The organism is Serratia sp. CY82433 (genome assembly GCF_052166535.1).
Taxonomy (GTDB): domain Bacteria; phylum Pseudomonadota; class Gammaproteobacteria; order Enterobacterales; family Enterobacteriaceae; genus Serratia; species Serratia sarumanii.
The window spans coordinates 613072-637718 of record NZ_JBJNOR010000001.1 but is presented as its reverse complement, the minus strand read 5'-3'; the positions used below and the strand labels follow the sequence as shown (position 1 = coordinate 637718).

Here is a 24647-nt window from a genome sequence, read left to right as displayed (position 1 = left end):
GGTCGATCAATAACCAGAGGGCGTAGCCAGGCTACGCCCTTTTTTATGCCTGCTCGGCCGGCAAATCGGCTTTCAGCAGCACCAGGGAACCGGCCAGCAACACCAGATCCTTGATCAAAAAGCTGGTGGCGCCGGCCATGGCCGGAAAACCGCCGGCGGAAGGCTCCCAGGCACCCGGCGTGGAAAAGATCAGCGTCAGCGTGGTCAGGTAGGTCACCGTCGAACCGATCGCCCCCAGCAACCCCAGCCGCCGCGACCAGAATCCCGCCAGCAGCAGCAAACCGAAGCTCCACTCGGCGACGCCCAGCGCATAGCTGGCGCCGCGGATGCCGAACGCCTGATGCATCCAGCTCAGCAGCGGGCTGTTGCCGATCAGCGGCACCAGCCCCTGCGCCTCGTAATCAAACCATTTGGCGTAGCCGAAGGCGGCGAAGATCACCACCAGCGCCGCGCGCATAAAGATAACGTCCCCGTTCGAGCGCTGAAAGCGCCGCAGCCATGTCGCCAGCATCATCCTCTCTCCTTATGTTGCCCACGGCCGCCGCGGATCGCCCGCTGGCGGCCGCGGAATGCGGCGGCTTAGTGCCCCATCGCGTCCTTCTTCATTTCGTCTTTCTTCATGCCGTCTTTGGCCATACCGTCTTTCGCCATGCCATCCTTTTTCATGGCGTCTTTGCCCATCTTGTCTTTCTTCATGCAGTCCTTGCCCATGCACTCTTTCTTCATCCCATCTTTCGCCATGCCGTCGTGCGACATCTGGCTCATGCCGTCCTTTTTCATCGCGTCTTTGCTCATGCCATCAGCGGCGTTGGCGCCGGCTACGCCCAGCATCAGCGCGCTGCACATCATCATTGCGAATAACTTTTTCATGGTATTTCCTTCCGTCATGTCAAAGGCACCGGAGTGCCGGAGAATGGCCGGCGGCCGCCTCAGCTGCCGCCAAACCAGTTGTAGCCCTGGTCTTCCCAGTAACCGCCCGGGAAGCGGTTGGTGACCTCGACCACCTGAATGTGTTTCGGATTCTTGTAGCCCAGCTTGGTCGGCATGCGCAGCTTCATCGGGTAGCCGTACTTGCGCGGCAAGATCTGGCCGTCATAAGTCAGCGCGATAATCGTCTGCGGATGCAGCGCGGTGGCCATGTCGATGCTGGTGTAGTAGTCGTCGGCGCATTTGAAGCTGACGTAGCGGGCGCTCAGATCCGCGCCAATCGCCTTGAGGAAGGTCGCGAACGGCACGCCGCCCCACTTGCCGATGGCGCTCCAGCCCTCGACACAGATATGGCGCGTCACCTGGCTGACCTGCGCCATCCGGTGCAGCTGCGGCAGGCTCCAGTCGCGTTTGTCCTGCACCAGTCCGGCCACCTCCAGCCGGTAGTCGTCGCCGTTGATGTCCGGCGCGTCCTCCTCGGCGTAGAAAGCGTTGAACGGGAACGGCCGGGTGATCATCGATTCCGGGTAGACCGGCGCCAGGCGCTCGCCGTCGAATAGCCAGCCCTGCACCCGATCGTTGAAGCGCGACATGCGGCTCAGCGCCTGTTCGACGTTGGCGTTGTCGCTGAGATCGCAGCCGGTGAGCATGGCGATGCCGCCCAGCGTCAGGCCATTGCGCAGAAAGCGGCGGCGGGATGACGCGCTCAACAGCCGCTGCGCTTCTTTGACGATCGCCTGCCCTTCACCGATCGTCATGATCTGTTTATCCTTTTCCATCATTCACTCCTTAGCGTCCGCGCAGCATGGCCAGCAGCGTCCGGGGCACCAGCGCCACCATCACCAGGTGAATCGCGACGAAGGCCACCAGCGCCGACATGGCAAAAAAGTGGATATAGCGCGCTGCCTCATAGCCGCCGAGCAGCGTGCGCAGCAGCGGAAACTGCACCGATTTCCACAGCACCAGCCCGGACAGCGCGCTCAACACGCCGAGGATCATCACCGACAGATAGGCCACGCGCTGCACCATGTTGTAGTGGCGCAGGTCGGCGTGTTGCAGCCTGCCGCGCAGCGCGGCGCCTATATCGGCGAGAAACTGCCGTGGGCTGAGCGGCCAATATTTGCGTTTGAAACGCCCGCTGGCCAGGTTGATCAGCAGGTAGCACAGCCCGTTGACGCCGAACAGCCACATGCCGGCGAAGTGCCACTGCAGCGCGCCGCCCAGCCAGCCGCCGAGCGTCAGCTCATTGAGAAAGCTGAAGTTGAACAGCGGCGAGGCGTTGTAGATGCGCCAGCCGCTGGTCACCATGATCAGCATCGCCAGCGCATTCAGCCAGTGCGTCAACCGCAGCCACAGCGGATGCACCGTCTGTCGTTGTTCCGGGGTGAGAATGAGGCTCATGCGAACTCCTGGCGACCAATGAGGCGATGAGCCGAGTATTCCCCGGATTTGTTCCCCAAGACCTCACGCAAAGTTAAATAAAATGTGATAACTCCGCCGGTGGGGGTTGTGTAGACTTCAGAGAGAAACGGGCAATCAGCGGTAATGAGAATGGACAAGCCAAAACGAATTTTGATCGTCGAGGACGACGGCGACATCGCCGAACTGCTGCAGCTGCATCTGCGCGACGAGGGTTACGCCATCAGCCACGCCGCCGACGGCAACCAGGGCATGGCGATGCTGGCACAGGGCGGCTGGGACGCCCTCATCCTCGATCTGATGCTGCCGGGCGTGGACGGATTGGAAATTTGCCGCCGGGCGCGCACCATGACGCGCTACACGCCGATCATCATCATCAGCGCACGCTCCAGCGAGGTACACCGCGTGCTGGGGCTGGAACTGGGCGCCGACGACTATCTGGCCAAGCCCTTCTCCATGCTGGAGCTGGTGGCGCGGGTCAAGGCGCTGTTCCGCCGCCAGGAAGCGATGAGCCGCAACCTGCGCATGGACGCCGGCGTGCTCAGTTTCAACGATCTGACTATCGATCCCATCGCCCGCGAAGTGCACCTGCACCAGCAGCCGGTCGAGCTGACGCCGCGCGAATTCGACCTGCTGTACTTTTTTGCCCGCCACCCGGGTCAGGTGTTCTCGCGCCTGAGCCTGTTGAATCAGGTCTGGGGCTATCAGCACGAGGGGTATGAGCACACCGTCAACACCCATATCAACCGGCTGCGCATCAAGATCGAGCGCAACCCGGCGGAACCCGAGCGCATCCTCACGGTGTGGGGCATGGGCTATAAATTCGCGGCCGCGCCGCAAGAGTGAGCCATGAAAAACCTTACGTTAGCGCAACGCCTCACGCTGATCTTCGCGCTGCTGATCGTCATCGGCTGCGCCTTTTCCGGCTGGATGCAGGTACGCAGCAGCACCCAGTACAGCCAGGCGGTGATCCAGCGCCTGTCCGGCAACCTGGCGCAGCATATCGCCGACAGCAACCCGCTGCTGGGTGTGAACGGGCCTGATCCGCAGGCGGTGCATACCCTGTTCGATCAGCTGATGGCGGTGAATCCCAGCGTTGAGGTTTACCTGCTCAACAAACAGGGCACGATTATCGGCAACGCCGCGCCGGCCGGGCATCTGAAGCGGCAGCGGGTCGCGCTGCCGCCGCTGCAGGCGCTGCTCGGTGGCGCGCCGATGCCGGTGTATGGCGACGATCCGCGCAGCGCGGACGGGCGCAAGGTGTTCAGCGTCGCGCCGCTAAAGGTTGATGGCCGGATCGAAGGCTATCTGTACGTGGTGCTGCTCGGCGAAGAGTACACGGCGCTGGCCAGCAACGCCCAGTTCAACTCGGCGGTCAGGATGGCGCTGTGGACCTCCGGGCTGATGGTGCTGTTCAGCCTGCTGGCCGGCGGTTTGGCGTTTTATTGGGTGACGCGCCCTATCCGTCGCCTGACCCGGCAGGTCAGCGCGCTGGACAGCGGCGGCATCGAGGCGGTGCAGGCCTACGCATCGCTGCCGGCGGTCAGGGCCGGGCGCGACGAAGTCAGCCAGCTGCAGCAGGCCTTCCACCGCATGGCGCAGCGCCTTGCCGAACAGTGGCAAACGCTGGCGCAGCAGGATCGGCTGCGGCGCGAGTTCATCGCCAACGTCTCGCACGATCTGCGCACCCCGCTCACCTCGCTGCACGGCTATCTGGAGACGCTGTCGGTCAAAGCCGCCACCCTGAGCGAAGCCGATCGGCAGCGCTACCTGGAGATCGCGCTGGCGCAGAGCCGCAAGGTGGGCAAGCTGGCGCAGGAGCTGTTCGAGCTGGCGCGGCTGGAGTATGGCGTGGTGAAACCGCAGAAAGAGCCCTTCTCCCTCAGCGAGCTGTTGCAGGACGTGTTCCAAAAGTTCGAACTGGCGGCGGAGGCGCGCAACCAGCGGCTGCACGCCGACATTCCCCCCGGCATTCCGCCGGTGTTCGCCGATCTCAGCATGATTGAGCGGGTGCTGACCAACCTGTTGGACAACGCCATTCGCCATACGCCGCCCGGCGGCGACATCGGCGTGCGGCTGTGGCGGCAGGACGATCGGGTGATGGTGCAGGTCAGCGACAGCGGCCCCGGTATTCCGCAGACGCTGCGCGCCGATCTGTTCGTGCGCCCGTCTGTCCTGAGCGGCGCCCGGCGCCCTTCCGGCGGACTGGGCCTGATGATCGTGCGGCGCATTTTGCAGCTGCACGATAGCGATATTCAGCTGATCGAACAAGCGCAAAGCGGCGCCTGCTTCCGGTTTGCCATTCCGCCGCGTTAATCGAGGCAGCTGCGATCGACGCTAATAAACTTGTCGTTATAGATAATGAATTTCTGCCCCTTCAGCCGAATACCGGCATGGGTCAGCGTATCGCCGGGGCGCAGGTATTCGGTGACGCCCTCTTCATCCGTGCTGTTGCAGCCCGGCTTGAGCAGGAACTTGAAGTAGGTGTTGCCGGTGTTGGTGAGCGTACCGCGCTGGGTATCGAGCCGATAGGCAAAGTTTACCTGACGCGGACGCACCACCAGAATGGTGTCCATCACCACGATCGGCTCCAGGTTGACGCCGGCGCCCCGACGCGGCCCCGGCTCGAACAATCGGGTCGGCACTTCGCGAAATGACACCCGGTAATAACGCTCGCGATTATCCTGCGGCCCGCGGTAGAAAAACTTGTAGTACTCCGCCTGCCCGGCCTGCAGAGTCAGCTGGCGCGGTGCGAACAGCAGCTCGCCGTCCGCCGGCCGGCTGCGCACCTCGCGCTCTCCCGGCCGATCGATGGCGCGAATGCTCACCTGATACAGGCGCGCGCTGCGGTTGTTATTCAACACCCGCTTGGCGGTGAATGAGCGATCCTGATCCATGGCAAACGTCAGGGTACCAACATTGATCGCGGCGGCAGTAAAGGGGAAGGACAAACACAGCAACCCTATCAGCATAAGTTTCACGCTCTGCCCTCAATTGATGTTGCGCCAGGTGGCTTCGACATGAATTTCACCGGCGGCGCTGACGTCGCCGTACCAACCATTGTCGTCGACGGTTCTCAGCGAGATCGGATTATTCATCGGAATGCTAAAGGTCACGCGGGTCTTGTTCAGCACCCCCACTTCGCCGGAAATATCATTCCACGGCGTGCTGCTCCAGAGCGCATTGGTCATGTCGTGCCACTGGCCATCGCAGCCGGCGGCGAAGCTCTGCTGGCCGTTGGTGCTGGTGGTGATGCCGAGGGTGGCGGGAAACGGCACCTGGGTACTGTTATCCGCGGAAGAAAAGAGGCAATAGTTCACCCCGTTGATCGCCCGAGTCGGCCCGGTCGCCATCACCCTCACCTGATCGGCGGCGGTTTTGCCGCTGGTAGTCACCAGGTAGCCGAACTCCAGCGCCGGCTCCGTCGGGCCGACATAACCTTCACGATGTGGGCTGTTGTCGTAATCATCGGAAATAATGCTGATGCTGAAATCGCGCGGCTTGATAATCAGCTGGTTTGAGGTGGAAAACTCATACCATCCCGACTCCGGCGAGGTGGTGTTCTGAAAACGGAAATTAATCAGATCGCGGGTGCCGCTGTCGGAAATCCCCAGCGCAACCATCTGTTTGAAGAAATTACTGGAGAAGAACACATAGACGGCGTTGCTGCTCTTCAGCTCGTTAAAGGTATAGTAGCTGCCGGTGCCCGACGTGTTTTTCCAGGTGTTGCCGTTCAGACTGAACTGCAGGTCGGCGGCGTTCACCGCGGATGACAGCGCCGCATGGTTAATCGCCGGGAAAACATGAATCGAGGTATTGCTGACGCTGCCGTCGGTCTGCAAATCATAGCTGACCATCTTGCACATGATGCCCGAGCGGGCGCCGATAGTCTGGTTCTTGCAATCGGCATTGCCCTCGCCGATGATCGGCACCCCATCGCTGTTGACGAACACCTCCGATACGGCGTTGGTATTGATAAAGCGCAGGTGGGCGGCCTTGCTGTGCGTGACGGTGCGCTTGTACCAGTTGCCGCTGGCCTGATCCTGGCAACGGCCGCCGGCCGCGGCGTCGTAAGCCACCGACGTTTGGCAACCGTTGATCTGCATGCTGAAAGCGTCACCCGCCGCCATCTGCTTCAGATACTGATAGAAGCTCGGCGACATCATGCCGTGCATCCATTTTGCGCCGCCTGGCGTGACCACGGCGCCATAAAATCCCTTTTCGTCGGTGGTCTGCGGCAGAATCAAGCTGGTATCCATATTGCAACCGGCATACCAGTTGATGCAGCGCAAGCCGAGGAACGGATTCTTTATCGGCGCATTTTCCAGCCACATGTCATAGCGCCAGTTGGCATTCAGCCCCGTGTTGTAACCATTGTCCACGTACCCCAGGCTCTGCTGATAGATAGTGCCGGAACCGCCGTATTTCAGCCCGGTCCACTTGTTGGCGCCGGTCATGCGCGGATCCAGCCCGCCGGCCGGCGTAACGAAAAAGTTGTCGTCGGCATTGTTCTCCACGAAGACAAATTTCATTACCGCCGCATCCGGCCAGTTGGTCTGGCTGACCGCCGCCTGCAGCGCGGGGGCGACCAGCGCCAACAACAACAGCGCAACGTTAGCTCTCATGGTCAGACTCCCCGGATGACAGATTGCCCGCATAGGTTTTCAGCCCGGTGCAGATCACGTCGCCGACCCACACCGCGCCTTGCGCCTTGCTGAGATCCAAATCCACTTCGCACGTCTGATTGCCGCTGTGGGTAAAATCGATAACCGGGAATTTTTTGTCGACGTCCATGATAAATTCGCCTTTCTCATCGGTGCGGGTGCGGCCGATATGGTTCTTGATATAGGCGTTGGCCAGCAGCGTGCCGTCCTCCGCCTTGATGCGGCCGAACACCGTCACCATCTGTTTTATCTCCGGCGAGATCACCGCCACGTTGCCCGGATACAGGGTGAGCCTGCTCTTGCGCCTGGTGACGATGTCGAAGCTCTCCGCCGAGTTTTTGTTGTTCATCAGCTCAACGTCGTACTGACCGTAAGGCGACAACGGCAGGTAATTCTTATTGCCGCTCAGCTTCACCATCCGGCCGTCAACCCGTGCGGTCAGCAGGCCGTCGTTTTCAATGCCGGTATTGAAGATAATCCCGGCGTTGCCTTCGTTGCGGCCGCTGATGGCAATATCACGCCCTTGCCAGCCCATGCTGCCGCTCGCGGTCAGGCTGCTGTTAACATAGCCGTCGGCGGAGCTGCTGACGTTGAGCGTGCCGGCAGAATACTTGGTGTCGAAGCGCGCATAGCCACCACCGTTGAAGCGGTTGTCGCCGCGGGTATCACCGGAAATCGCCCGCGACAGGTTGGCGCCCAGGGTGCGGATCGGCCCGTCCTTGATGTCCTTGCGCGCCGCCAGGTTGGCGGTGGTGTAGCCGTTTTGATTGGAAACGCCGGCGCTGAGCCAGTTGCCCATCGGCAGTGAAAAATCGAGCGCGATGTACTTGCCGGTATTGGCGTTGCTGCTGCCGTTGTTGTAGCGTTGCACGCCCGCCCGCACGCCCAGCGTGCCGAAGCGGCCGGTAAAGATGTTCTGGTAATAGTCGGCGTTGTAATAGTGGCTGTCGTTCTTCTTATCGTCGTTGTAGCTGGCGCTCAGGGTGCCCAGCGGGGACCACAGCGCCCCCAGATTAAGGCTGCCGCCAACGGCGCGGTTATAGGCGTCATTTTGCAACAGACGATCGCCAATCTGCGTTTTCTCCTGATTGATCCATACGCTGCTGAAGCCGCCGGGCAACGCGGCGCTGACGCTGTTGACCAGGCTCCAGGAGCGATCGGAGGCCGCCATGTTTTGCAGGTTGATCTGAATCGACTCGGTCACCGGCAGGCTGACGCGGCTCTCGCCGACGGCGTTGCCGTCAAACGAATACCCCGACAGCGCCCAATTCAGCGTGTGCAGATTGCCGGTAGCCGAAGCGCCAAGCAAATAAGAGTCCTTTGCCGGGCGGTGGCGCTCTCGCTCGCCGCACCAGTCGTCCATGCGCAGCATCCCGCCCCAGAATTGCCAGGCCAGCGGCGCATTGGCGCCGCGATTGGGGCTGAACAGTTTATTCACTCGCTGCATGCGTTTATCCACCACTTTGCCGTTGACCACGATCTCCACCTCGACGTCATAAATGCCGTAAGGCAGGCTACCGGTGTCCACTTCATGGTTGCCCATCGTGAAGTTTTGCACGCTGAGCAGCCGCCCATCGCGCGACAAATGCACCTCGCCGGCCGAGGGGAAAAAAACCACGATCGGCGTCAGCGATTGGGAATTATCGAATACCGTCGAGTTGGCGCGGTTGCCGTAGGACAGACCATAAATCTTGCTCGAGTTGATGGTGGTGACCGGCCCCAGCGACTGCAGATTCCAGCTGTCCAGCATGCCGGCGGCGAAACGGCGGCCGGCGAAATCACGCTCGTACATCGCTTTGTACAGCGTGGCGTTTTCATCGCCGCTGCCGATACCGTAGATGGAACCGTTCAACTCCACGTGGTGTTCACGCAACGCCGTGACGCTGTTGAGCGATAAATAACTGGAGGTATTGCCTTCGCTGGCGCGGGCCCGGTTATCGTAGACCCCGAGGTTATAATCCAGCGTGCTGCTTACGGCATCCACGCTGGACGCGCCGATGTCGCTGGAGCGGGCGCGCAGCACCGTTCCGAGCGCGGATTCTTTCACCACCAACTGCAGGTTGAGCTGCCGGAAATCCAGCGCCAGCCAGGCGTCGTCCGCGACCCGGATATGCTGCTGCCGATCGAATGGCGCATCCTGCAAAGCCTGCAGCTGGCCGGCTATCGCCGCCGTCAGCCGGGCGCCGTCGTCGTTATCCTCCAGCGTCACCCGACGAATCGTTAGCCTGTCCTGATCCAGGTAGAGAAAGGCATGGCCGATGCGGCTGTCGTCTTTGACGCCATCGCTCTTTTCATAATGCAACAACAGCGGAATACTCATCCCCTCGCGCAACGCCAGGCTGAAGGTTTGCGGGATCAGCACGCCGTTAATCTGCGTCAAACCGGCCGCCATCGCCATACGGCCAGGCAACAGCGTCGGCAGCGCCAGCGCACCGGCAGCCAGAAGCGTTTTCAACAGCACAGCGTTCACATGCCACTCCTTGCGTGATTGTTTTGCATCCATCGTGGATAACGCGCGCATTACTTCACCGGGATAAACTGTTCGCCGTGCCACAGCGCGACGCGCCCTTTTTTATCGTTGACGTCAACCTTGCTGAAGGCGCGATCCTTGCCCGGCATCACGAAATAGTTCTCCTTGCAGTCGCTGCCGTCTTGCTTGTTCCTGCAATTGCCGTAGGCCACCACTTTGAACGTGGCGTTGCCGGTGTTTTTGATCCGTCCGTTGGCGAACTGATAGGCGAAGCGATCCTGCCGAGGCGCCACCACCAAAATGGTGCCGATGCGCGCCGACGTGGTGGCCATGGCATTACGCCGAGCGGAGTTTTGCCCCGCCTCGCTCAGCGCCTGATCGAACCAAACGATGCGGTAGTAGCGCTCCTGAGCATCGTTCGGCCCCTTGTAGTAAAAGCGGATCACGTCGCTGGCGTTGGCCGGCAAGATCAGGCTGGCAGGCGACAGCAGCATTTCATCCCGGCTGCTCATCGGGATCGCCGTACCGGAGGCCAGAGGGCTGGAAATGCGTTCGATCTTGATGTTCACCAGCCGGCCGCTGTCGGTGGTGTTTTTGATTTCCTTGCTCAGGCGTGCGCTGTCACCAGGCATGAAGGAGCTGATCTCACCCACATCGAGAGCCAAAGCCGGCCGCAGCAGCATTAACATCAGGGTGACGGCGAGAGAAAAGCGTGTCATTGCGGTATTCCACTGGCGTTGATGAGCGATAAATAGCAGGAGGTCTCCCCCCTGCCAGGTGCAGATCGTTCGGGGGATTAGGAAGTCCAGGTCGCGTTGAACTCGACGCTGACGTCGCCGCTCCAGATACCTTCCGGCAACGTACTGAAATCCGTGACGGCGGTGGTGCCGTTTGACGTCGCGCCGATGATGCTGAAGGTGAATTGATCCTGCGCGCTGGTGCGGCCGGCCTGGTTGTAGGCGTTGGACAGGGCGCTCAGATTGCCGCCCAAAATGCCGGCGGTGGTGTCGATCATGGTGGTTTCAGCCGTTTTCTCTACCGCAGCACCGTTGTAGTTCACCCCGACTTCCAGCGTAGAACCGGAAGTATCCAGCTGAGTCAGCGTATTGGAGACCAGTTTTGAGGTCAGTTTGAAAGCGGTGGCCGTGGTATCGCCTTCCACGGTGACGTCAAACAGGCCTTTCTGACTGTTGAAACCCTTAATGCCTTCTGCATAGTTGAAGGTCAGGCTGCCAATCGGCGTCACAACCAGTTTGCTGGTGGTGTCTTTCTTGGCGGTCGCAGACCAGGTTGCCAACGCCTGAGCGGTAACGTCGGCGGCTTGAGCAGTGCTGACCGCTGCAAAGGCGGAAACGATCGCCAGAGCCAGTGTCATTTTCTTCATGGTATAACTCCCTTCAATGTTGAATATGTTTTCTTTCTTTCGTCCATTCTCAGCCAGCCGTTTGCATCACTGCGTTTAGCCAGTCTGCTTGACGCCACAAGAATATCCCTAGCCGATCAAAAAAGAATCATTAACTATTAAAGTTCAAATATTTAGATTTAAATACCGCAATTAAGGTTTTAACCACCTCCAGTCACGTTAAAACACGGATTAAGCCTTTGATGAAAGCACAATCATATTGTGGTTTAACCCCATCAAAGCGGTTGTTGTTTAACCACAAAGCAGCCCTGTTTATCCTTGCCATGTCCGTACAGAATTTCAGCGCCGCATCATTCGTTGCGGAGAGAAGATTGATTGGATTAACTCAGGAGAGCAGCAGCCAATGAAGATCGACTGCTGCAGAGAAGAGGTGACTCTTGCCACATTTCAGGAAGGATAGCGGGTTCTCAGGGTAAGAATAAGCCGCATAAAACCGGCCTGATTGAGGCCCAGTTTTCGCATAATATTCAGTTTATGGGAGCTGATGGTTTTGTAACTTCGCCGGGTCAGGTTGGCAATGCTTCGTGGAGATGCGCCGGCAGCCATCATGGCCAAAACTCGCCATTCACCGTCAGATAATGCGACAGGCGAATGGGCCAACCGGGCGCGAATATGCGGGGAACGATAGCCGGAGAACTCACCCGCAGCCGCAATGGCATCACGCAGGCAATGCAAAGATTCCTCCTTTGCCACTATAGCTATGCGCGCATCCCTCGCTAACAGCGCTAATATACCGGGGTGTTCTACCGCGGTGAAAATCACCAAGGGAAGTTCCGGCCAGACATTTTTTGCCGTCAGAACGAACCGCAATACATCATACAAATATTCGTTCTGATGATATAACTCCATAATAAGCGCGCGCGGCTTCCCCCCTTTCAATGCTCCCTCCAGCTCGCTCAAGGTATCGATAAAATACCTGTCACTTGATCGGGTAACGAGAAATGCTTCCATTCCTGTTCTCACTAAATAGCTGGGTTCAAAAAATAGCAGCGCATCACCGAAATCGGCTTTAACCATACATAATCACCATAATGAGGTAGAAAGCGGTAGAGAAAGGGAAATACCTCTCGATAAACGCCACACGGCACCCCGCCAAATGAAAATCAAACGTTCAATTTCAATGCTGTAATATTTTTGTCATATCCACCGTCCTTTCAATCGCGTTGGGCCGACGGCTATCGATGGTCAATTAATAAACTCGGCATTGTCGCTTTCCAAACCGGAACAGATCTCCATTTTATGTTCACGCAAAATCTTGCAGCGCAGCAGGAATAAGCGGGAAATGCCGGAAATGTAAGCCCTGACCTGATTACTGCGCACCACCAGCAAAAACTCATCGCCGCTGCATTCTCCCGTTTGGTGAGCGGCGTAAGCCAGAATGTCCCGATTCAGGCTGGCGTTGACCGACGCCGAGGCGGCAGGCAAGGACATGAAAACCTTACAATTGCCGGACTTTCCCAGGTAGCTCTCCTGCCGGGCCTCCGAGCCGCTGAAATAGGCGGTGGCAGCAATGGCCATGAGGATCCCCCCCAGGACCAATGCACAGATCATCAGCCAGCCGCGGCGGGAATCACCGAAAAAAGAGGTGGCCCGGTTGATGACGGTTGCGGATGGCGGGTTTATCGCCGCTTCGGGCGCAGGCTCCGGCAAAGAGGCGGCGGGTTCTGCATCGTGTCTATCTTCCGCTTCCTCATAAGACTCGATGGTAATCTCATCACGCAGCATAAAACCCACTTTAGGGACAGTGACAATAACCTCTTCTTCGACGCCCAGATTTTTAATCACCCGGCGTAATTTGCTGACGCACTGATTAAGATTATTATTGCTGGAAACCATGCCGTAATCGTCCCAGACCTTCTTGAATATCAATTCACGCCCCACGGCCTCGCCATGGTGGGCAATCAGCAGCAGCAACAACCGCTTGGAAGGACTGGATATGGATATGGGATCGTCAGAAAAATCAGTTGGGCTAAGGGTTCTGGTGTCTGCGTCAAAGAGAATATGGTCATTAAATCTATATTTCATTTTATTCACATGTTTTCACTATAGCGATAATTTATAGTTTGGCGTCAAATGTTAATGAAATATTAAATCGGGTTAATTCGCAAAAAGACCCAAATGCAGGCAAGAAAAACCACGCAATCAACGCCACGAAATACGCTTTTTCACCTCACCACCGTTATATAGGATTTTTCTTGCAAACCATAACCAAAGGTTAACCAATCACCACGCCCATTGATATATTGACGTGATAAAAACCACAAAGTTAGTTTTTTATATCGCAAATTACAAACTTTAAGGAAAATCATCTCAAAAAATGGTCGCAGAACTAAATTTTAATAAAAAAATAATAACACGTGAATGTTGAGCGCAATCACATATAGCCGGCATACGCATTAGCCTGATGAATTAACGCGCTTGCCGCGACGCAAATGTTAAAATTTAGGTTCAGCCAAGGCGCTGGGGAAATAATAATGAAAGGAAAAGCTTACGAATGACGCCTGTCGCATTATTCGCAACAGGCGAAAACATTCGCGCAGTTCATTGAACTGATGAAGGGAATATCAGGCTAAAGGTCAAGCAAGCAGCATCCTGGCCAGCGGAACACTGCGCGCGCACCTCACCGCCGTGCAGCGTCATGATGGCGCGCACGATAGACAGCCCCAGCCCACTGGCATGATTGCCGGCGCTGCGCGCGGGATCGGCGCGGTAGAAACGATCGAACAGTTTTTCCAGCTGTGCCGGCGCGATCGGCGGCCCCTGATTGATAACCTGCACCCACCAGGCATCGGCGCGCCGTTCAGCCCGCAACGCGATCAGGCTGTTTTCATCGGCATAGCGCACCGCGTTGGCCACCAGGTTGCTCAGCGCCCGCTGGAACAACATCGCGTCCGCCTTCAGCTCGCCTTCCCCTTCGCAGCTCAGCGCGATGCCGCGTTCTTCCGCCAGCCCTTCGAAGTAATCCGCCACCCGCCGCAGTTCCAGCGCCACATCCAGACGGCCGTAGTTCAGCGCAGACTGCGCCTCCCCGGCGCGCGCCAGGAACAGGATGTTTTCCACCATGCGGGAAATGCGCTCCAGCTCATCCATATTGTTCGACAGCAGGGTTTCGTACTCCTCCACGCTGCGGGGCTGGTAAAGCGCCACCTGGCACTGGCCCATCAGCGCCCCTACCGGGGTGCGGATCTCATGGGCCAGATCGGCGGAAAACTGCGTCAGGCGCTGATAGCCTTCATTCAATCGATCGAGCATCGCATTGAACGAACGGGTCAGCTGCTGCAACTCCTTCGGCGCCCCCTGCTCGCTGAGGCGCGTCGACAGCGTATTGGGCGCAATCTGCGATGCCTGCGCCGCCATGCGCCATAACGGCTTCAATCCCCGGCGCATGACCCCATACCCCAACAGCGCAATCAGCAGGAAAGCCACCGCCACCGCCGCGACGATGCGCCACAGGTAACGCGCCAGCATCTTCTGCTCGTTGACCATCACGTGCGCGGCGGAGATCTGCAACAGGCTGCCGTCTTCCAGGCGCACCATCGCCGACGCCGCACGCAGCGGCACCCCCTGCGCCGTTTCCCCGCCGCGCACGGCGGCCAACGTCTGCGCCTGGCCGGCCGGCGTCGGCGCGATCGGCGGCAATGCCACCCCGGCCGGGTTCACGTTGATGAGCGGTTCTTGCCCCGGAATTTGGAAAATCAGCACGTCCTGTTCATTGCCCAGCATGTTTTCAAACAGGCCGTTATTGGCGGTCAGGCGCGCCAAAGGAAAGCGCTGTCCCAGCAAATGGCGGAAATACTCTACGCGCCCGGTCACCTGCAGATCGCTGCGCAGCGTCATTTCCTGGCGCATGGCACTATACAGATACCCGCCCGTCCCGCTCACCACCAAAGCGGCCACCAGCGCGAACAGCGTGGCGGTGCGCAGCGTCAGCGATACCGGCCGACGTGAAGTGCGCCCGTTCACGAGCGTGGCTCGCAGACATAGCCGATGCCGCGCACGCTGTGGATCAGCTTGACGTCGAACGGCCGGTCTATTTTGGCGCGCAGGCGTTTGATCGCCACGTCAACCACATTGGTGTCGCTGTCGAAATTCATGTCCCACACCTGAGAGGCGATCTGCGTGCGCGACAGCACTTCTCCCTCGCGCCGCACCAGCAGGTGCAGCAGCATGAACTCCTTGTTGGTCAACGGGATCACCTGTTCCTGACGCACCGCCCGGCGGCGCAGCACGTCCAGCTGCAGATCGGCGATGGCATAATGATCGGCTTCGCGCGCCGGCCCACGGCGCAGCAAGGTGCGTAAACGCAGCACCAGTTCGGTGAACGAAAACGGTTTAATCAGATAATCGTCCGCGCCCAGCTCCAGACCGTGGATGCGATCCTGCACGCCGTCGCGAGCGGTGAGAAACAGAATCGGCACGTCGCTTTTCTTGCGCAGCACCTCGATGATCTGCCAACCGTCCAGCCCCGGCAGCATCACGTCGAGCACGATCGCATCGTAATCCTGCTCCAACGCGCGAAACAACCCGTCGGTGCCGGTGCGCGCCAAATCGACGCCGTACCCCGCCTCGCTCAGCCCTTTCTTCAGGTAATCCCCTGTGCCGATATCGTCTTCAACTACCAGTATTCGCATGCTCGCCACCTCGTTACGTCTGCAAAAATACTAGCAGCTTCGGCGGACAAACTTGATGACATTAATGTCATCAAACGGCCATGGCGCTGACCCAATGGCTCAACCATGCTTACCCGGCAAACTCATTTCAGGAGAACGTTATGATTACCCGTCATCGTATAGCCGGTTTACTGTTGTCCACCTTGCTGCTGTCCAGCGGCCTGGCCGCCGCCGCTCAAACGCCGGGCAAGGTTATCGCGCCGCTGCGCGGCACCATCAGCCAGGTGGCCGACGGCAATCTGCAGCTGACCGATCGCAAGGGTGAGACGCTCAGCGTCAAGCTGAACGATCAGACCAAAGTGCTCAGCGTGTCCAAGGCCACGCTGGACGACATCAAACCGGACAGCTTTATCGGCACCGCCGCCGTGCCGCAGCCGGACGGCACGCTCAAAGCGCTGGAGGTGCACGTGTTCGCCGCCAGCCTGCGCGGCACCGGCGAAGGGCACTCGGCCTGGGAATCCGCCGACGGCAAAGTGGACACCATGACCAACGGCACCGTCGGCAAACTGGTGAAATCCAACGGCCGCACCCTGACCGTCACCTACGGCAACCAGCAGAAAACCGTCGTCGTGCCGGAAGACGTGCCGATCGTGACGCTGGATCCGGGCGATCTGAGCCTGCTGAAGCCGGGCGTGCACATCGTGCTGTTCTCCGCCGTCAACGATAAGGGCGAGCGCGTCGCCACCCGCATATCCGCCGGCAAAGACGGCACCGTACCGCCGATGTAACCGGAGAAAGCCATGAAAACCAACGCGTCGCGGCCGGTGCATCGCTGGCCGGTTCGAATCACTCATTGGATCAACCTGTTCGCCATGGTGTGCATGTTCATGAGCGGCTGGGAGATCTATAACGCCTCGCCGCTGTTCGATTTCCGCTTTCCGCCGCAGATGACGCTGGGCGGTTGGCTGGGCGGCGCGATTGGTTGGCATTTGGCGGTGATGTGGCTATTGGCGCTCAACGCCGCCTGCTATCTGCTGTGGAGCCTGTTCAGCGGCCATTTTCGCCGCGATCTGTTGCCGCTTCGCGTCGGCGCGCTGCGGCAGGATATCTGGCTGGCGTTGACGCTGCGCCTGCGCCACCGGCATGGCCACTACAACGCCATTCAGAAGCTGATGTATCTCGGCGTGCTGGCGCTGGGCCTATTGCTGGTGCTGTCCGGCCTGGCGATTTGGAAGCCGGTTCAGCTGCAAGGATTGGTCGCCCTGTTTGGCGGCTTCGATTTCGCGCGCTACGTGCATTTCTTCGCCATGGCCGGCATTGGCCTGTTCGTGGCGATCCACGTCTTTATGGTGATCGTCGTGCCCAAAACGCTGTGGGCGATGATAACGGGTGGCAAACATGAATGAGAAAAAGCCGCGGGCAACCGCGCCAAAACTGGAACCGGACCAAAAAAAGCAGCTGGTCAATCTGCAGCGCCGCCTGATGCTGCGCTCCGGCCTGACGCTGGGCGGCATCGCCATGCTCACCGGTTGCAACCTGCAAGACGGCGATCGGGTGGATAAGGTGCTGTGGGCCATGTCGCGCTGGAACGACCGGGTGCAGGCCTGGCTGTTCAGCGGCCAGCGGCTGGCGCAAACTTACCGGCCCGATCAGATTACCCAGCCTTTCCCCTTCAACGCGTTTTACCCGGAATACAACGTCCCCGAGATCGATCTGGCCGGCTACCGGCTTGAAGTCGCGGGGAAAGTGGAGAAAAAAGCGCCCTGGACGCTGGAACAGCTGCAGCGGCTGCCGCAGCAAAGCCAGATCACGCGTCTGATCTGCATTGAGGGCTGGAGCGCCATCGGCCAATGGGGCGGCGTGCCGCTGCGCACCTTTCTGCAGCACGTCGGGGCGGATCTGAATGCCGGTTACGTCGGCTTCAAATGCGCCGATCGCTACTACTCCAGCCTCGACATGGCCACCGCGCTGCACCCGCAGACCATTCTGGCGCTGGATTTCGGCGGCAAGGCGCTGCCGGCGGACTATGGCTACCCGCTGCGGCTGCGGGTGCCCACCAAGCTGGGGTTCAAAAACGCCAAACATATCGCCGCCATCTTTGTCAGCGACGTCAATCCGGGCGGCTATTGGGAAGATCAGGGCTACAACTGGTTCAGCGGCATTTAGTTTTGCGCGGCGCTGCGCATAAGCGCCATCGGCGGCTGGAGGATCTTCTCTGCCGCAGTTAATAATCGGTTCGTCACAAAGGGGATAACTATAGGAAAAATAATAGTAAAAAGGATTTCATCATGGAGATTGATGTGAGGGAGATCAATGCGCGACCGGCCACAGAGTATAGATACCGAATAACGGTTTATAAAAATGCAGGCGCTGCTGCTGCGTATTACCTTGATTTTAAAAAAGCGACGTTAAGGATGCGTCAATGGCTTATTGGGGCTTATCCCACCTCGGAAATATTGGACAATGCGTATGCCATGGAACTGTATGATGTAAAAGCATTGGAAGTCCGCGCCGAAGTAGCCAGATCCTTATTTGATACCTATACCAGGATGGCGTACACCCGATATGAACGAGAACAACTCTTCATTAATGGCATTGGTCTGGCGATCGTCACCTTTGTTGCGCAATACCAAGCGAGATTGGTTTTCAGCGTACCGCTCAGGCCGGCATTAGCCAGAATTTATGACTCGCTCTTGAAAAAACACGCGCGTCGCGTACATTATTTGTACAACCAGGAGCTTATTGAGGACGGATTATATGTCATCGAAATCCCGCCTGTTAACGGCAGAATCCCACCCAACCCCTATGAGCATGAAGGAACGGCACCAAAAAGAGATGCAAGCTTTCCACGAAGAATGGGCGGAACAAAGGCGCCGCGAATGGCGTGAACGCGGCGGCATTGAAGCAAGTGAACCGCCCGCACGTGGCATCGATACCGAACTTTCATCCTGACTCCGGTTCGTTCTTACTCTTCTTCCCCTGCCGTCAGCAACGCAAGCCCCGCTTGCTCGATTGCCTCCCGCGCGGCGGCGGGTAGCCCCTCGTCGGTAATGACGGCGTCAAAGGCGGCGATCGGCAGCGCCAGGTAGGTCGCGATCTTGCCGTATTTCGAGGTGTCGCTGAGCAGAATGCAGCGGCGGCTGGCCTCGACGATGGCCTTCTTTACCATCACCTTGTCTTCGTTCGGCGTCGACAGGCCGCGCATGCTCCACGAAGAGGCGGAGATAAACGCCAGATCGATAAACAGACCGCGCAGCGCCTGCGCCGCCGCTTCGCCGACGCAGGAGCGGTTTTCCCGGCACACGGTGCCGCCGGTGTGGATGATTCTGCACTGGCTGTGTTCGATCAGGAAGCCGGCGATGACAAAGTCGTTGGTCACCACCGTCAAATCGTCACGTTCACCGATCTGCTTCGCCAGCGCCAGCGTGGTGGTGCCGGCATCCAGATAAATACAGCTATTGGCGGGAATTTGCCGCGCCGCCAGCCGGCCGATGGCGATTTTCTGCCGGCTGAACATCCCCTCTTTGGCCTGGTGCGAAGGTTCGCTCGCCACCCGCTCGGGCGCCTGCACGCCGCCCGAGACCGACTGCACCGCGCCCTGTTCCTCCAGCTTTTGCAAATCGCGGCGGATCGTCATATGCGACACCCCCAGCCGTTCGGTCAGCTCGGCAATGCTGACGACGCCGCGTTCGGATACCAGCGCAAGAATTTGTTGATGGCGTTCTACAGGTATCACGGTTCCCTCTCGTTGCTGCGGTGATAATAATTGTGATTTTACGTCAATTTTCGTTCGCCGATAGCCCTAATTTTTCGCGGCGTGACGGCGCGCGCAGTGACGCCAGAAAAACATAAACTTATTTAAAAACATAACAATAATGTTGATACAGGCCAGAAACCGTACGAAGAACTCGTCTCACACATTGTTAATTATTGTGATATCGATCGCGGATAAACGGCCGTCAAGCGCTTACATTTAACACAACAAAACAAATTATCACTAAAATTAACAGGAGTGCAGTATGACACACCCAGGGAATTATGCCGTCTGCGTCATTGGGCTGGGCGCGATGGGCATGGGCGCGGCGCGCTCGTGCCTCCGCGCCGGATTGACCACCTACGGGGCGGACCTGAATCCGCAGGCGCTGGCGGCGCTGCAACAGGCCGGCGCAAAACACGCGTCTACCAGCGCGCGCGACTTCGCCGCCGAACTGGACGCCGTGCTGCTGCTGGTGGTGAACGCCGCCCAGGTGAAGCAGATCCTGTTCGGCGAACAAGGCCTGGCGCCAAAGCTCAAGCCGGGCACCGCGGTGATGGTCTCTTCGACCATTTCCGCCGATGACGCCAAACAGATCGAGCAACGGCTGCTGGACTACGGGCTGCCGATGCTGGATGCGCCGGTTTCCGGCGGAGCGGCCAAGGCGGAGGAAGGCCAGATGACGGTGATGGCCGCCGGCGCCGACGCCACCTTCGAGCGCCTGCAACCCGTGCTGGACGCCATCGCCGGCAAGGTTTACCGCATCGGCGAGGCGATCGGCCTGGGCGCGACGGTTAAAATCATCCACCAGCTGTTGGCCGGGGTGCACATCGCCGCCGGAGCGGAAGCCATGGCGCTGGCCGCCCGCGCCGGCATCCCGCTGGACGTGATGTACGACGTGGTCACCCACGCCGCCGGCAACTCCTGGATGTTCGAAAATCGCATGCGCCACGTGGTCGACGGCGACTATGCGCCCAAATCGGCGGTGGATATCTTCGTCAAGGATCTGGGGCTGGTGGCCGATACCGCCAAGGCGCTGCACTTCCCGCTGCCGCTGGCCTCCACCGCCTTCACCATGTTTACCGCCGCCAGCAACGCCGGTTACGGTAAAGAAGACGACAGTGCGGTAATCAAAATCTTTGCCGGCATCGATTTGCCGCAGAAAAAGGAGGCAATCTGATGCTGCTCGGCGTAATCGCGGATGATTTTACCGGCGCGACCGATATCGCCAGTTTTCTGGTGCAAAACGGCCTGCCGACGGTGCAGTTGAACGGCGTGCCGCAAGACGAAACGCCGGTCAGCGCGCAGGCGGCGGTCATCAGCCTGAAATCGCGCTCCTGCCCGGCAGAGCAGGCGGTCGAACTGTCGTTGCAGGCGCTGGCCTGGCTGCAAAAACAGGGCTGCCGCCAGTTCTACTTCAAATACTGCTCCACTTTCGACAGCACCGCGCAGGGCAATATCGGCCCGGTGACCGACGCCCTGCTCGCCGCGCTGGGGGAAAGTTTCACTGTGGTATCTCCGGCGTTGCCGATAAACGGCCGCACGGTCTATCAGGGCCACCTGTTCGTCGGGGAACAGCTGCTGTCCGAATCCGGCATGCGTCATCACCCGGTCACGCCGATGACCGACAGCAACCTGCTGCGCCTGATGGAATCCCAGGCCACCGGGCGCTGCGGGCTGGTGACGGCGGCGGAAATGGATCGCGGCGCCGGGGCGGTCAGCGAGAAACTGCGGCAATTGGCGCAGGAAGGCGTGCGCTACGCGGTGCTGGATACGCTCAACGAACGGCATCTGCTCAGCCAGGGCGAAGCGTTGAAAACGATGAAGCTGGTGACCGGCGGTTCGGGCCTCGCGATCGGCCTGGCGCGGCAGTGGGCGCAGAACGGCGAGCGTTCGGCAGAGGCGGCCGGCGCGCCGCAGGGCGAGAAAGCGGCGGTGCTGTCCGGTTCTTGCTCCGTCATGACTAACCGGCAGGTGGCGCACTACCGCGAACGCGCGGCGGCGCAGGCCATCGATATCGGCCGCTGTCTCGATCCGCAGGCGCGCGCCGCCTACGCCGCCGAGCTGGCGCATTGGGCGCAGCGTCACGCCGGGGAGGCGCTTGCCCCGCTGATCTACGCCACCGCAGCGCCGGAAGCGCTGCAGCAAACGCAACGGCAGTACGGTAGCGCCGCCAGCGAGGCGGTGGAGGCGTTGTTCGCCGAGCTGGTAGTGCAACTGCGCCAGTTGGGATTCAGCCGCTTTATCGTCGCCGGCGGCGAAACCTCCGGCGTGGTCACGCAGGCGCTGGGCATTCGCGGCTTCCATATCGGCCCCAGCATTTCCCCCGGCGTTCCCTGGGTGCGCGCCAGCGATCGGGCCATTTCCCTGGCATTGAAATCAGGCAATTTTGGCGATGAAGCCTTCTTCGCGCGCGCGCAAACGGAGTTTCCAGTATGACCACGACCATCGAACAGCAGGCACGAGAAGAGATGGTGCGCCTGGGCGCCTCGTTTTTCCAACGCGGTTACGCCACCGGCTCAGCCGGCAACCTCTCGCTGTTGCTGCCGGACGGCGCGCTGCTGGCGACGCCGACCGGCTCCTGTCTCGGCGAGCTGCAGGCCGATCGTCTGTCTAAAGTGAGCCTGAACGGCGACTGGCTGTCCGGCGACAAGCCGTCGAAAGAGATCAGCTTTCACCGCGCGCTGTATCTGAACAACCCGGAATGCAAAGCGGTGGTGCACCTGCATTGCACCTACCTCACGGCGCTCTCTTGCCTGCAGGGGCTGGACGTCGACAACGCCATCAAACCGTTCACCCCCTATGTGGTGATGCGCGTCGGCAAGGTGCCGGTGGTGCCCTACTACCGCCCCGGCGACGAAAGGCTGGCGCAGGATCTGGCCCGCCTGGCGCCCACCCACCGCGCCTTTTTGCTGGCCAACCACGGGCCGGTGGTGACCGGTAAAGACCTGCGAGCGGCGGCGGACAATACCGAAGAGATGGAAGATGCGGCGCGGCTGATCTTCACCCTCGGCGATCGTCCGATCCGCTATTTGACCGATGATGAAATTGCCGAATTACGGAGCTGACCCATGCCTAAATTTGCCGCCAATTTATCGATGATGTTTAACGAAGTGCCGTTCCTCGAGCGCTTCGCCGCCGCTGCCGAACAAGGCTTCAACGCGGTGGAGTTCCTGTTCCCTTACGAGCATCCCGCCGAGCTGTTGGCGGAAAAACTGCGCGAACACGGCCTGCAACAGGTGCTGTTCAACACCGCGCCCGGCGATGTCGCCGCCGGCGAATGGGGGCTGGCGGCGCTGCCGGGCCGCGAGCAGGATGCGCGCGCCGATATCGATCGCGCGCTGGCCTACGCCATCGCCCTCGCCTGCCCCTGTGTGCACCTGATGGCCGGCGTGGTGCCCGCGGGCGCGGACCGGCAGCGTTATCTCGACACCTTTATCGCCAATGCGCGCTATGCCGCCGACGCCTTCGCCCCGCACGGCGTCAAGGTGCTGATCGAAGCGCTCAGCCCACCGGTCAAGCCCGACTACCTGTTCGCCAGTCAATATCAGGCGGCGGAGGCGGTGGCGGCTATCGAGAGACCGAACGTGTTCATTCAGTTCGACTTTTTCCACGCGCAGTTAGTAGATGGCAATATCAGCGGGCTGCTGGAAACGCTGGCCGGGCGCTACGCGCATATCCAGATAGCCTCGGTGCCGGATCGCCATGAGCCGGATGACGGCGAACTGAATTACCCGTGGCTGTTCGACAGGTTGGATACGCTCGGTTATCAAGGCTGGGTAGGTTGCGAATACCGGCCGCGCGGCGACACCGCCGCCGGGCTCGGCTGGCTGAAACCTTACCGCTAACGCCGCCGCCGACACCAGGAAATCGATTTTATAACAATGAAACGCACCCGTATCGCCACGCGGCGATCGCGGTGCCCAACGCTTACCCAACGAAAGGCTTTTTTCATGTCTACCTCTCTGCTGTTGCTGATTGCCGTACTCGGCGTGGTGCTGCTGTTATTGATGGTCATCAAGGCGAAGGTGCAACCCTTTGTCGCGCTGTTGGTGGTCAGTCTGCTGGTGGCGTTGGCCAGCGGCATTCCGACCGGTGAAGTGATGAAAGTGATGACCGCCGGGATGGGCGGCGTGCTCGGCTCGGTGACCATCATCATCGGCCTGGGGGCGATGCTTGGCCGCATGATCGAACACTCGGGCGGCGCCGAGTCGCTGGCGCAGCGCTTCAGCCAGGGGCTGGGGCCGAAACGCACCGTCGCCGCGCTGACCCTCGCCGCGTTTATCCTCGGCATTCCGGTGTTCTTCGACGTCGGCTTTATCATTCTGGCGCCGATTATCTACGGCTTCGCCAAGGTCGCCAAAGTGTCGCCGCTGAAGTTCGGCCTGCCGATGGCCGGCGTGATGTTGACGGTTCACGTCGCGCTGCCACCGCACCCCGGCCCGGTGGCCGCCGCCGGTTTGCTCAACGCCGACATCGGTTGGCTGACCATCATCGGCCTCGCGATCTGTATTCCGGTCGGCGCGATCGGCTATTTCGCCGCCAACTACCTCAACCGCAAAACCTATCCGTTATCGATAGAAGTGCTGGAACAGCTGCAGCTGGCGGCGCCTGAACCGCGTCCGGAAGGGCAAGCGCCGCTCAGCGATCGCATCAACCCGCCCGGCGCCGGGCTGGTGGCGGCGCTGATCGTCATCCCGATCGCCATCATCATGCTCGGCACCGTCTCCGCTACGCTGTTACCTGCCGGCTCGGCGCTGCGCGATACGCTGTCGCTGCTGGGCTCACCGGCGGTGGCGCTGATGATAGCCCTGCTGCTGGCCTTCTATTTCCTGGCGCTGCGCCGCGGCTGGAGCCTGCAACACGCCAGCGACGTGATGGGCGCTGCGCTGCCGACCGCCGCGGTGGTGATCCTGGTGACCGGCGCGGGCGGCGTGTTCGGCAAGGTGCTGGTGGAATCCGGCGTCGGCAAGGCGCTGGCGGAGGTGCTGACGGCCATCGGCCTGCCGCTGGTGCCCGCCGCCTTTATCATTTCGCTGGCGCTGCGCGCTTCGCAGGGATCCGCCACCGTGGCGATCCTGACCACCGGCGGCCTGTTGTCGGAGGCGGTCAGCGGCTTGAATCAGCTGCAGCTGGTGCTGGTGACGCTGGCGACCTGTTTCGGCGGGCTGGGGCTTTCCCACGTCAACGACTCCGGTTTTTGGATCGTCACGCGCTATCTGGGGCTGTCGGTGGCCGACGGCCTGAAAACCTGGACGGTGCTGACCACCCTGCTCGGCCTGAGCGGCTTTCTGTTCACCTGGCTGTTGTGGCTGGCGGTGTGATTTCTCTGGCATACTGAACGCCGTTGTTTTTCATCGCCTTTCACCCTGTGCAGGAG

The 24647-nt window shown here is 59.9% G+C and carries 25 protein-coding genes; 11 read left to right on the top strand and 14 right to left on the bottom strand.

The features are described from left to right. Positions 1-43: 43 nt before the first annotated feature. The 4 genes from ACJ8PI_RS03235 to ACJ8PI_RS03220 form a co-directional block, all read right to left on the bottom strand. Complete coding sequence (locus ACJ8PI_RS03235; RefSeq protein ID WP_033637683.1) at positions 44-514, bottom strand: YkgB family protein; 471 nt, start codon at positions 512-514, stop codon at positions 44-46. Positions 515-579: 65 nt separating this feature from the next. Continuing rightward, the gene (locus tag ACJ8PI_RS03230) at positions 580-870 is read right to left on the bottom strand and encodes a pentapeptide MXKDX repeat protein (protein ID WP_033637682.1); all 291 of its coding nucleotides are present in this window, start codon (positions 868-870) and stop codon (positions 580-582) included. Between the two features lie 59 nt (positions 871-929). Further along, positions 930-1706 (bottom strand): molybdopterin-dependent oxidoreductase, encoded by a 777-nt coding sequence (locus ACJ8PI_RS03225; protein WP_060429773.1) that lies wholly within the window; start codon positions 1704-1706, stop codon positions 930-932. Between the two features lie 10 nt (positions 1707-1716). Further along, positions 1717-2328 carry a cytochrome b/b6 domain-containing protein gene (locus ACJ8PI_RS03220; protein ID WP_033646833.1) on the bottom strand — a complete coding sequence of 204 codons (612 nt, stop codon included), beginning with the start codon at positions 2326-2328 and terminating at the stop codon, positions 1717-1719. Positions 2329-2478: 150 nt separating this feature from the next. On the opposite strand from ACJ8PI_RS03220, the gene ACJ8PI_RS03215 reads away from it, so the two are divergent. Next, complete coding sequence (locus tag ACJ8PI_RS03215; RefSeq protein WP_060429772.1) at positions 2479-3192, top strand: response regulator transcription factor; 714 nt, start codon at positions 2479-2481, stop codon at positions 3190-3192. Positions 3193-3195: 3 nt separating this feature from the next. Next, positions 3196-4662: a sensor histidine kinase gene (locus tag ACJ8PI_RS03210; RefSeq protein ID WP_060429769.1), complete on the top strand. Its 1467-nt coding sequence runs from the start codon at positions 3196-3198 to the stop codon at positions 4660-4662. On the opposite strand, the gene ACJ8PI_RS03205 is transcribed toward ACJ8PI_RS03210, so the two are convergent. From ACJ8PI_RS03205 to ACJ8PI_RS03165, 9 genes are all read right to left on the bottom strand, one after another. Next, the gene (locus ACJ8PI_RS03205) at positions 4659-5318 is read right to left on the bottom strand and encodes a fimbria/pilus periplasmic chaperone (protein WP_049233507.1); all 660 of its coding nucleotides are present in this window, start codon (positions 5316-5318) and stop codon (positions 4659-4661) included. The genes ACJ8PI_RS03210 and ACJ8PI_RS03205 overlap by 4 nt on opposite strands. An 18-nt stretch (positions 5319-5336) precedes the next feature. After that, the gene (gene ecpD / locus ACJ8PI_RS03200) at positions 5337-6971 is read right to left on the bottom strand and encodes a fimbrial adhesin EcpD (protein WP_164134064.1); all 1635 of its coding nucleotides are present in this window, start codon (positions 6969-6971) and stop codon (positions 5337-5339) included. After that, positions 6961-9513, bottom strand: coding sequence for a fimbrial biogenesis outer membrane usher protein (locus tag ACJ8PI_RS03195; protein WP_275428450.1), 2553 nt, complete (start codon positions 9511-9513; stop codon positions 6961-6963). The genes ecpD and ACJ8PI_RS03195 overlap by 11 nt, the downstream gene beginning before the upstream one ends. Positions 9514-9530: 17 nt before the next feature. Next, positions 9531-10199 (bottom strand): hypothetical protein, encoded by a 669-nt coding sequence (locus tag ACJ8PI_RS03190; protein ID WP_047568587.1) that lies wholly within the window; start codon positions 10197-10199, stop codon positions 9531-9533. 77 nt (positions 10200-10276) lie between these two features. Beyond that, entirely contained in the window at positions 10277-10864 is a 588-nt protein-coding gene (gene ecpA / locus ACJ8PI_RS03185) for a common pilus major fimbrillin subunit EcpA (RefSeq protein WP_033646847.1), read from the bottom strand. A 426-nt stretch (positions 10865-11290) separates the two neighbouring features. Continuing rightward, on the bottom strand, positions 11291-11920 hold the full coding sequence (locus ACJ8PI_RS03180) for a helix-turn-helix transcriptional regulator (RefSeq protein ID WP_164134062.1): 630 nt from the start codon (positions 11918-11920) through the stop codon (positions 11291-11293). Positions 11921-12088: 168 nt separating this feature from the next. Further along, the gene (locus ACJ8PI_RS03175; protein WP_060421729.1) at positions 12089-12928 is read right to left on the bottom strand and encodes a winged helix-turn-helix domain-containing protein; all 840 of its coding nucleotides are present in this window, start codon (positions 12926-12928) and stop codon (positions 12089-12091) included. Between the two features lie 516 nt (positions 12929-13444). After that, on the bottom strand, positions 13445-14866 hold the full coding sequence (locus ACJ8PI_RS03170; protein ID WP_060452755.1) for a heavy metal sensor histidine kinase: 1422 nt from the start codon (positions 14864-14866) through the stop codon (positions 13445-13447). Further along, entirely contained in the window at positions 14863-15534 is a 672-nt protein-coding gene (locus ACJ8PI_RS03165; RefSeq protein WP_033637675.1) for a heavy metal response regulator transcription factor, read from the bottom strand. Before ACJ8PI_RS03165 ends, ACJ8PI_RS03170 begins: the two co-directional genes overlap by 4 nt. A 140-nt stretch (positions 15535-15674) precedes the next feature. On the opposite strand from ACJ8PI_RS03165, the gene ACJ8PI_RS03160 reads away from it, so the two are divergent. The 4 genes from ACJ8PI_RS03160 (at position 15675) to ACJ8PI_RS03145 (ending at position 18401) form a co-directional block, all read left to right on the top strand. Beyond that, positions 15675-16301 (top strand): hypothetical protein, encoded by a 627-nt coding sequence (locus ACJ8PI_RS03160; RefSeq protein ID WP_033653393.1) that lies wholly within the window; start codon positions 15675-15677, stop codon positions 16299-16301. Between the two features lie 12 nt (positions 16302-16313). After that, on the top strand, positions 16314-16919 hold the full coding sequence (locus ACJ8PI_RS03155; protein ID WP_041034126.1) for a cytochrome b/b6 domain-containing protein: 606 nt from the start codon (positions 16314-16316) through the stop codon (positions 16917-16919). After that, positions 16912-17679 (top strand): molybdopterin-dependent oxidoreductase, encoded by a 768-nt coding sequence (locus ACJ8PI_RS03150; RefSeq protein WP_033637672.1) that lies wholly within the window; start codon positions 16912-16914, stop codon positions 17677-17679. Before ACJ8PI_RS03155 ends, ACJ8PI_RS03150 begins: the two co-directional genes overlap by 8 nt. A 122-nt stretch (positions 17680-17801) precedes the next feature. After that, on the top strand, positions 17802-18401 hold the full coding sequence (locus ACJ8PI_RS03145; protein WP_041034124.1) for a hypothetical protein: 600 nt from the start codon (positions 17802-17804) through the stop codon (positions 18399-18401). 77 nt (positions 18402-18478) lie between these two features. Here the strand turns inward: ACJ8PI_RS03145 and ygbI are convergent, their stop codons facing one another. Continuing rightward, positions 18479-19249 carry a DNA-binding transcriptional repressor YgbI gene (gene ygbI / locus ACJ8PI_RS03140; RefSeq protein WP_033637671.1) on the bottom strand — a complete coding sequence of 257 codons (771 nt, stop codon included), beginning with the start codon at positions 19247-19249 and terminating at the stop codon, positions 18479-18481. A 283-nt stretch (positions 19250-19532) separates the two neighbouring features. Between ygbI and ltnD the strand changes: the two genes are divergently transcribed. The 5 genes from ltnD (at position 19533) to ACJ8PI_RS03115 (ending at position 24591) form a co-directional block, all read left to right on the top strand. Beyond that, a complete protein-coding gene (gene ltnD, locus ACJ8PI_RS03135; RefSeq protein WP_033646860.1) occupies positions 19533-20447 on the top strand; it encodes an L-threonate dehydrogenase in 915 nt (304 codons plus the stop codon). Further along, positions 20447-21706, top strand: coding sequence for a 3-oxo-tetronate kinase (gene otnK, locus ACJ8PI_RS03130; RefSeq protein ID WP_080289896.1), 1260 nt, complete (start codon positions 20447-20449; stop codon positions 21704-21706). The genes ltnD and otnK overlap by 1 nt, the downstream gene beginning before the upstream one ends. Next, a complete protein-coding gene (gene otnC / locus ACJ8PI_RS03125) occupies positions 21703-22335 on the top strand; it encodes a 3-oxo-tetronate 4-phosphate decarboxylase (protein ID WP_033637668.1) in 633 nt (210 codons plus the stop codon). Before otnK ends, otnC begins: the two co-directional genes overlap by 4 nt. Before the next feature lie 3 nt (positions 22336-22338). Next, on the top strand, positions 22339-23115 hold the full coding sequence (locus ACJ8PI_RS03120; protein WP_060428002.1) for an HPr family phosphocarrier protein: 777 nt from the start codon (positions 22339-22341) through the stop codon (positions 23113-23115). A gap of 105 nt (positions 23116-23220) precedes the next feature. Continuing rightward, on the top strand, positions 23221-24591 hold the full coding sequence (locus ACJ8PI_RS03115; RefSeq protein ID WP_033646865.1) for a GntP family transporter: 1371 nt from the start codon (positions 23221-23223) through the stop codon (positions 24589-24591). Positions 24592-24647: the final 56 nt, after the last annotated feature.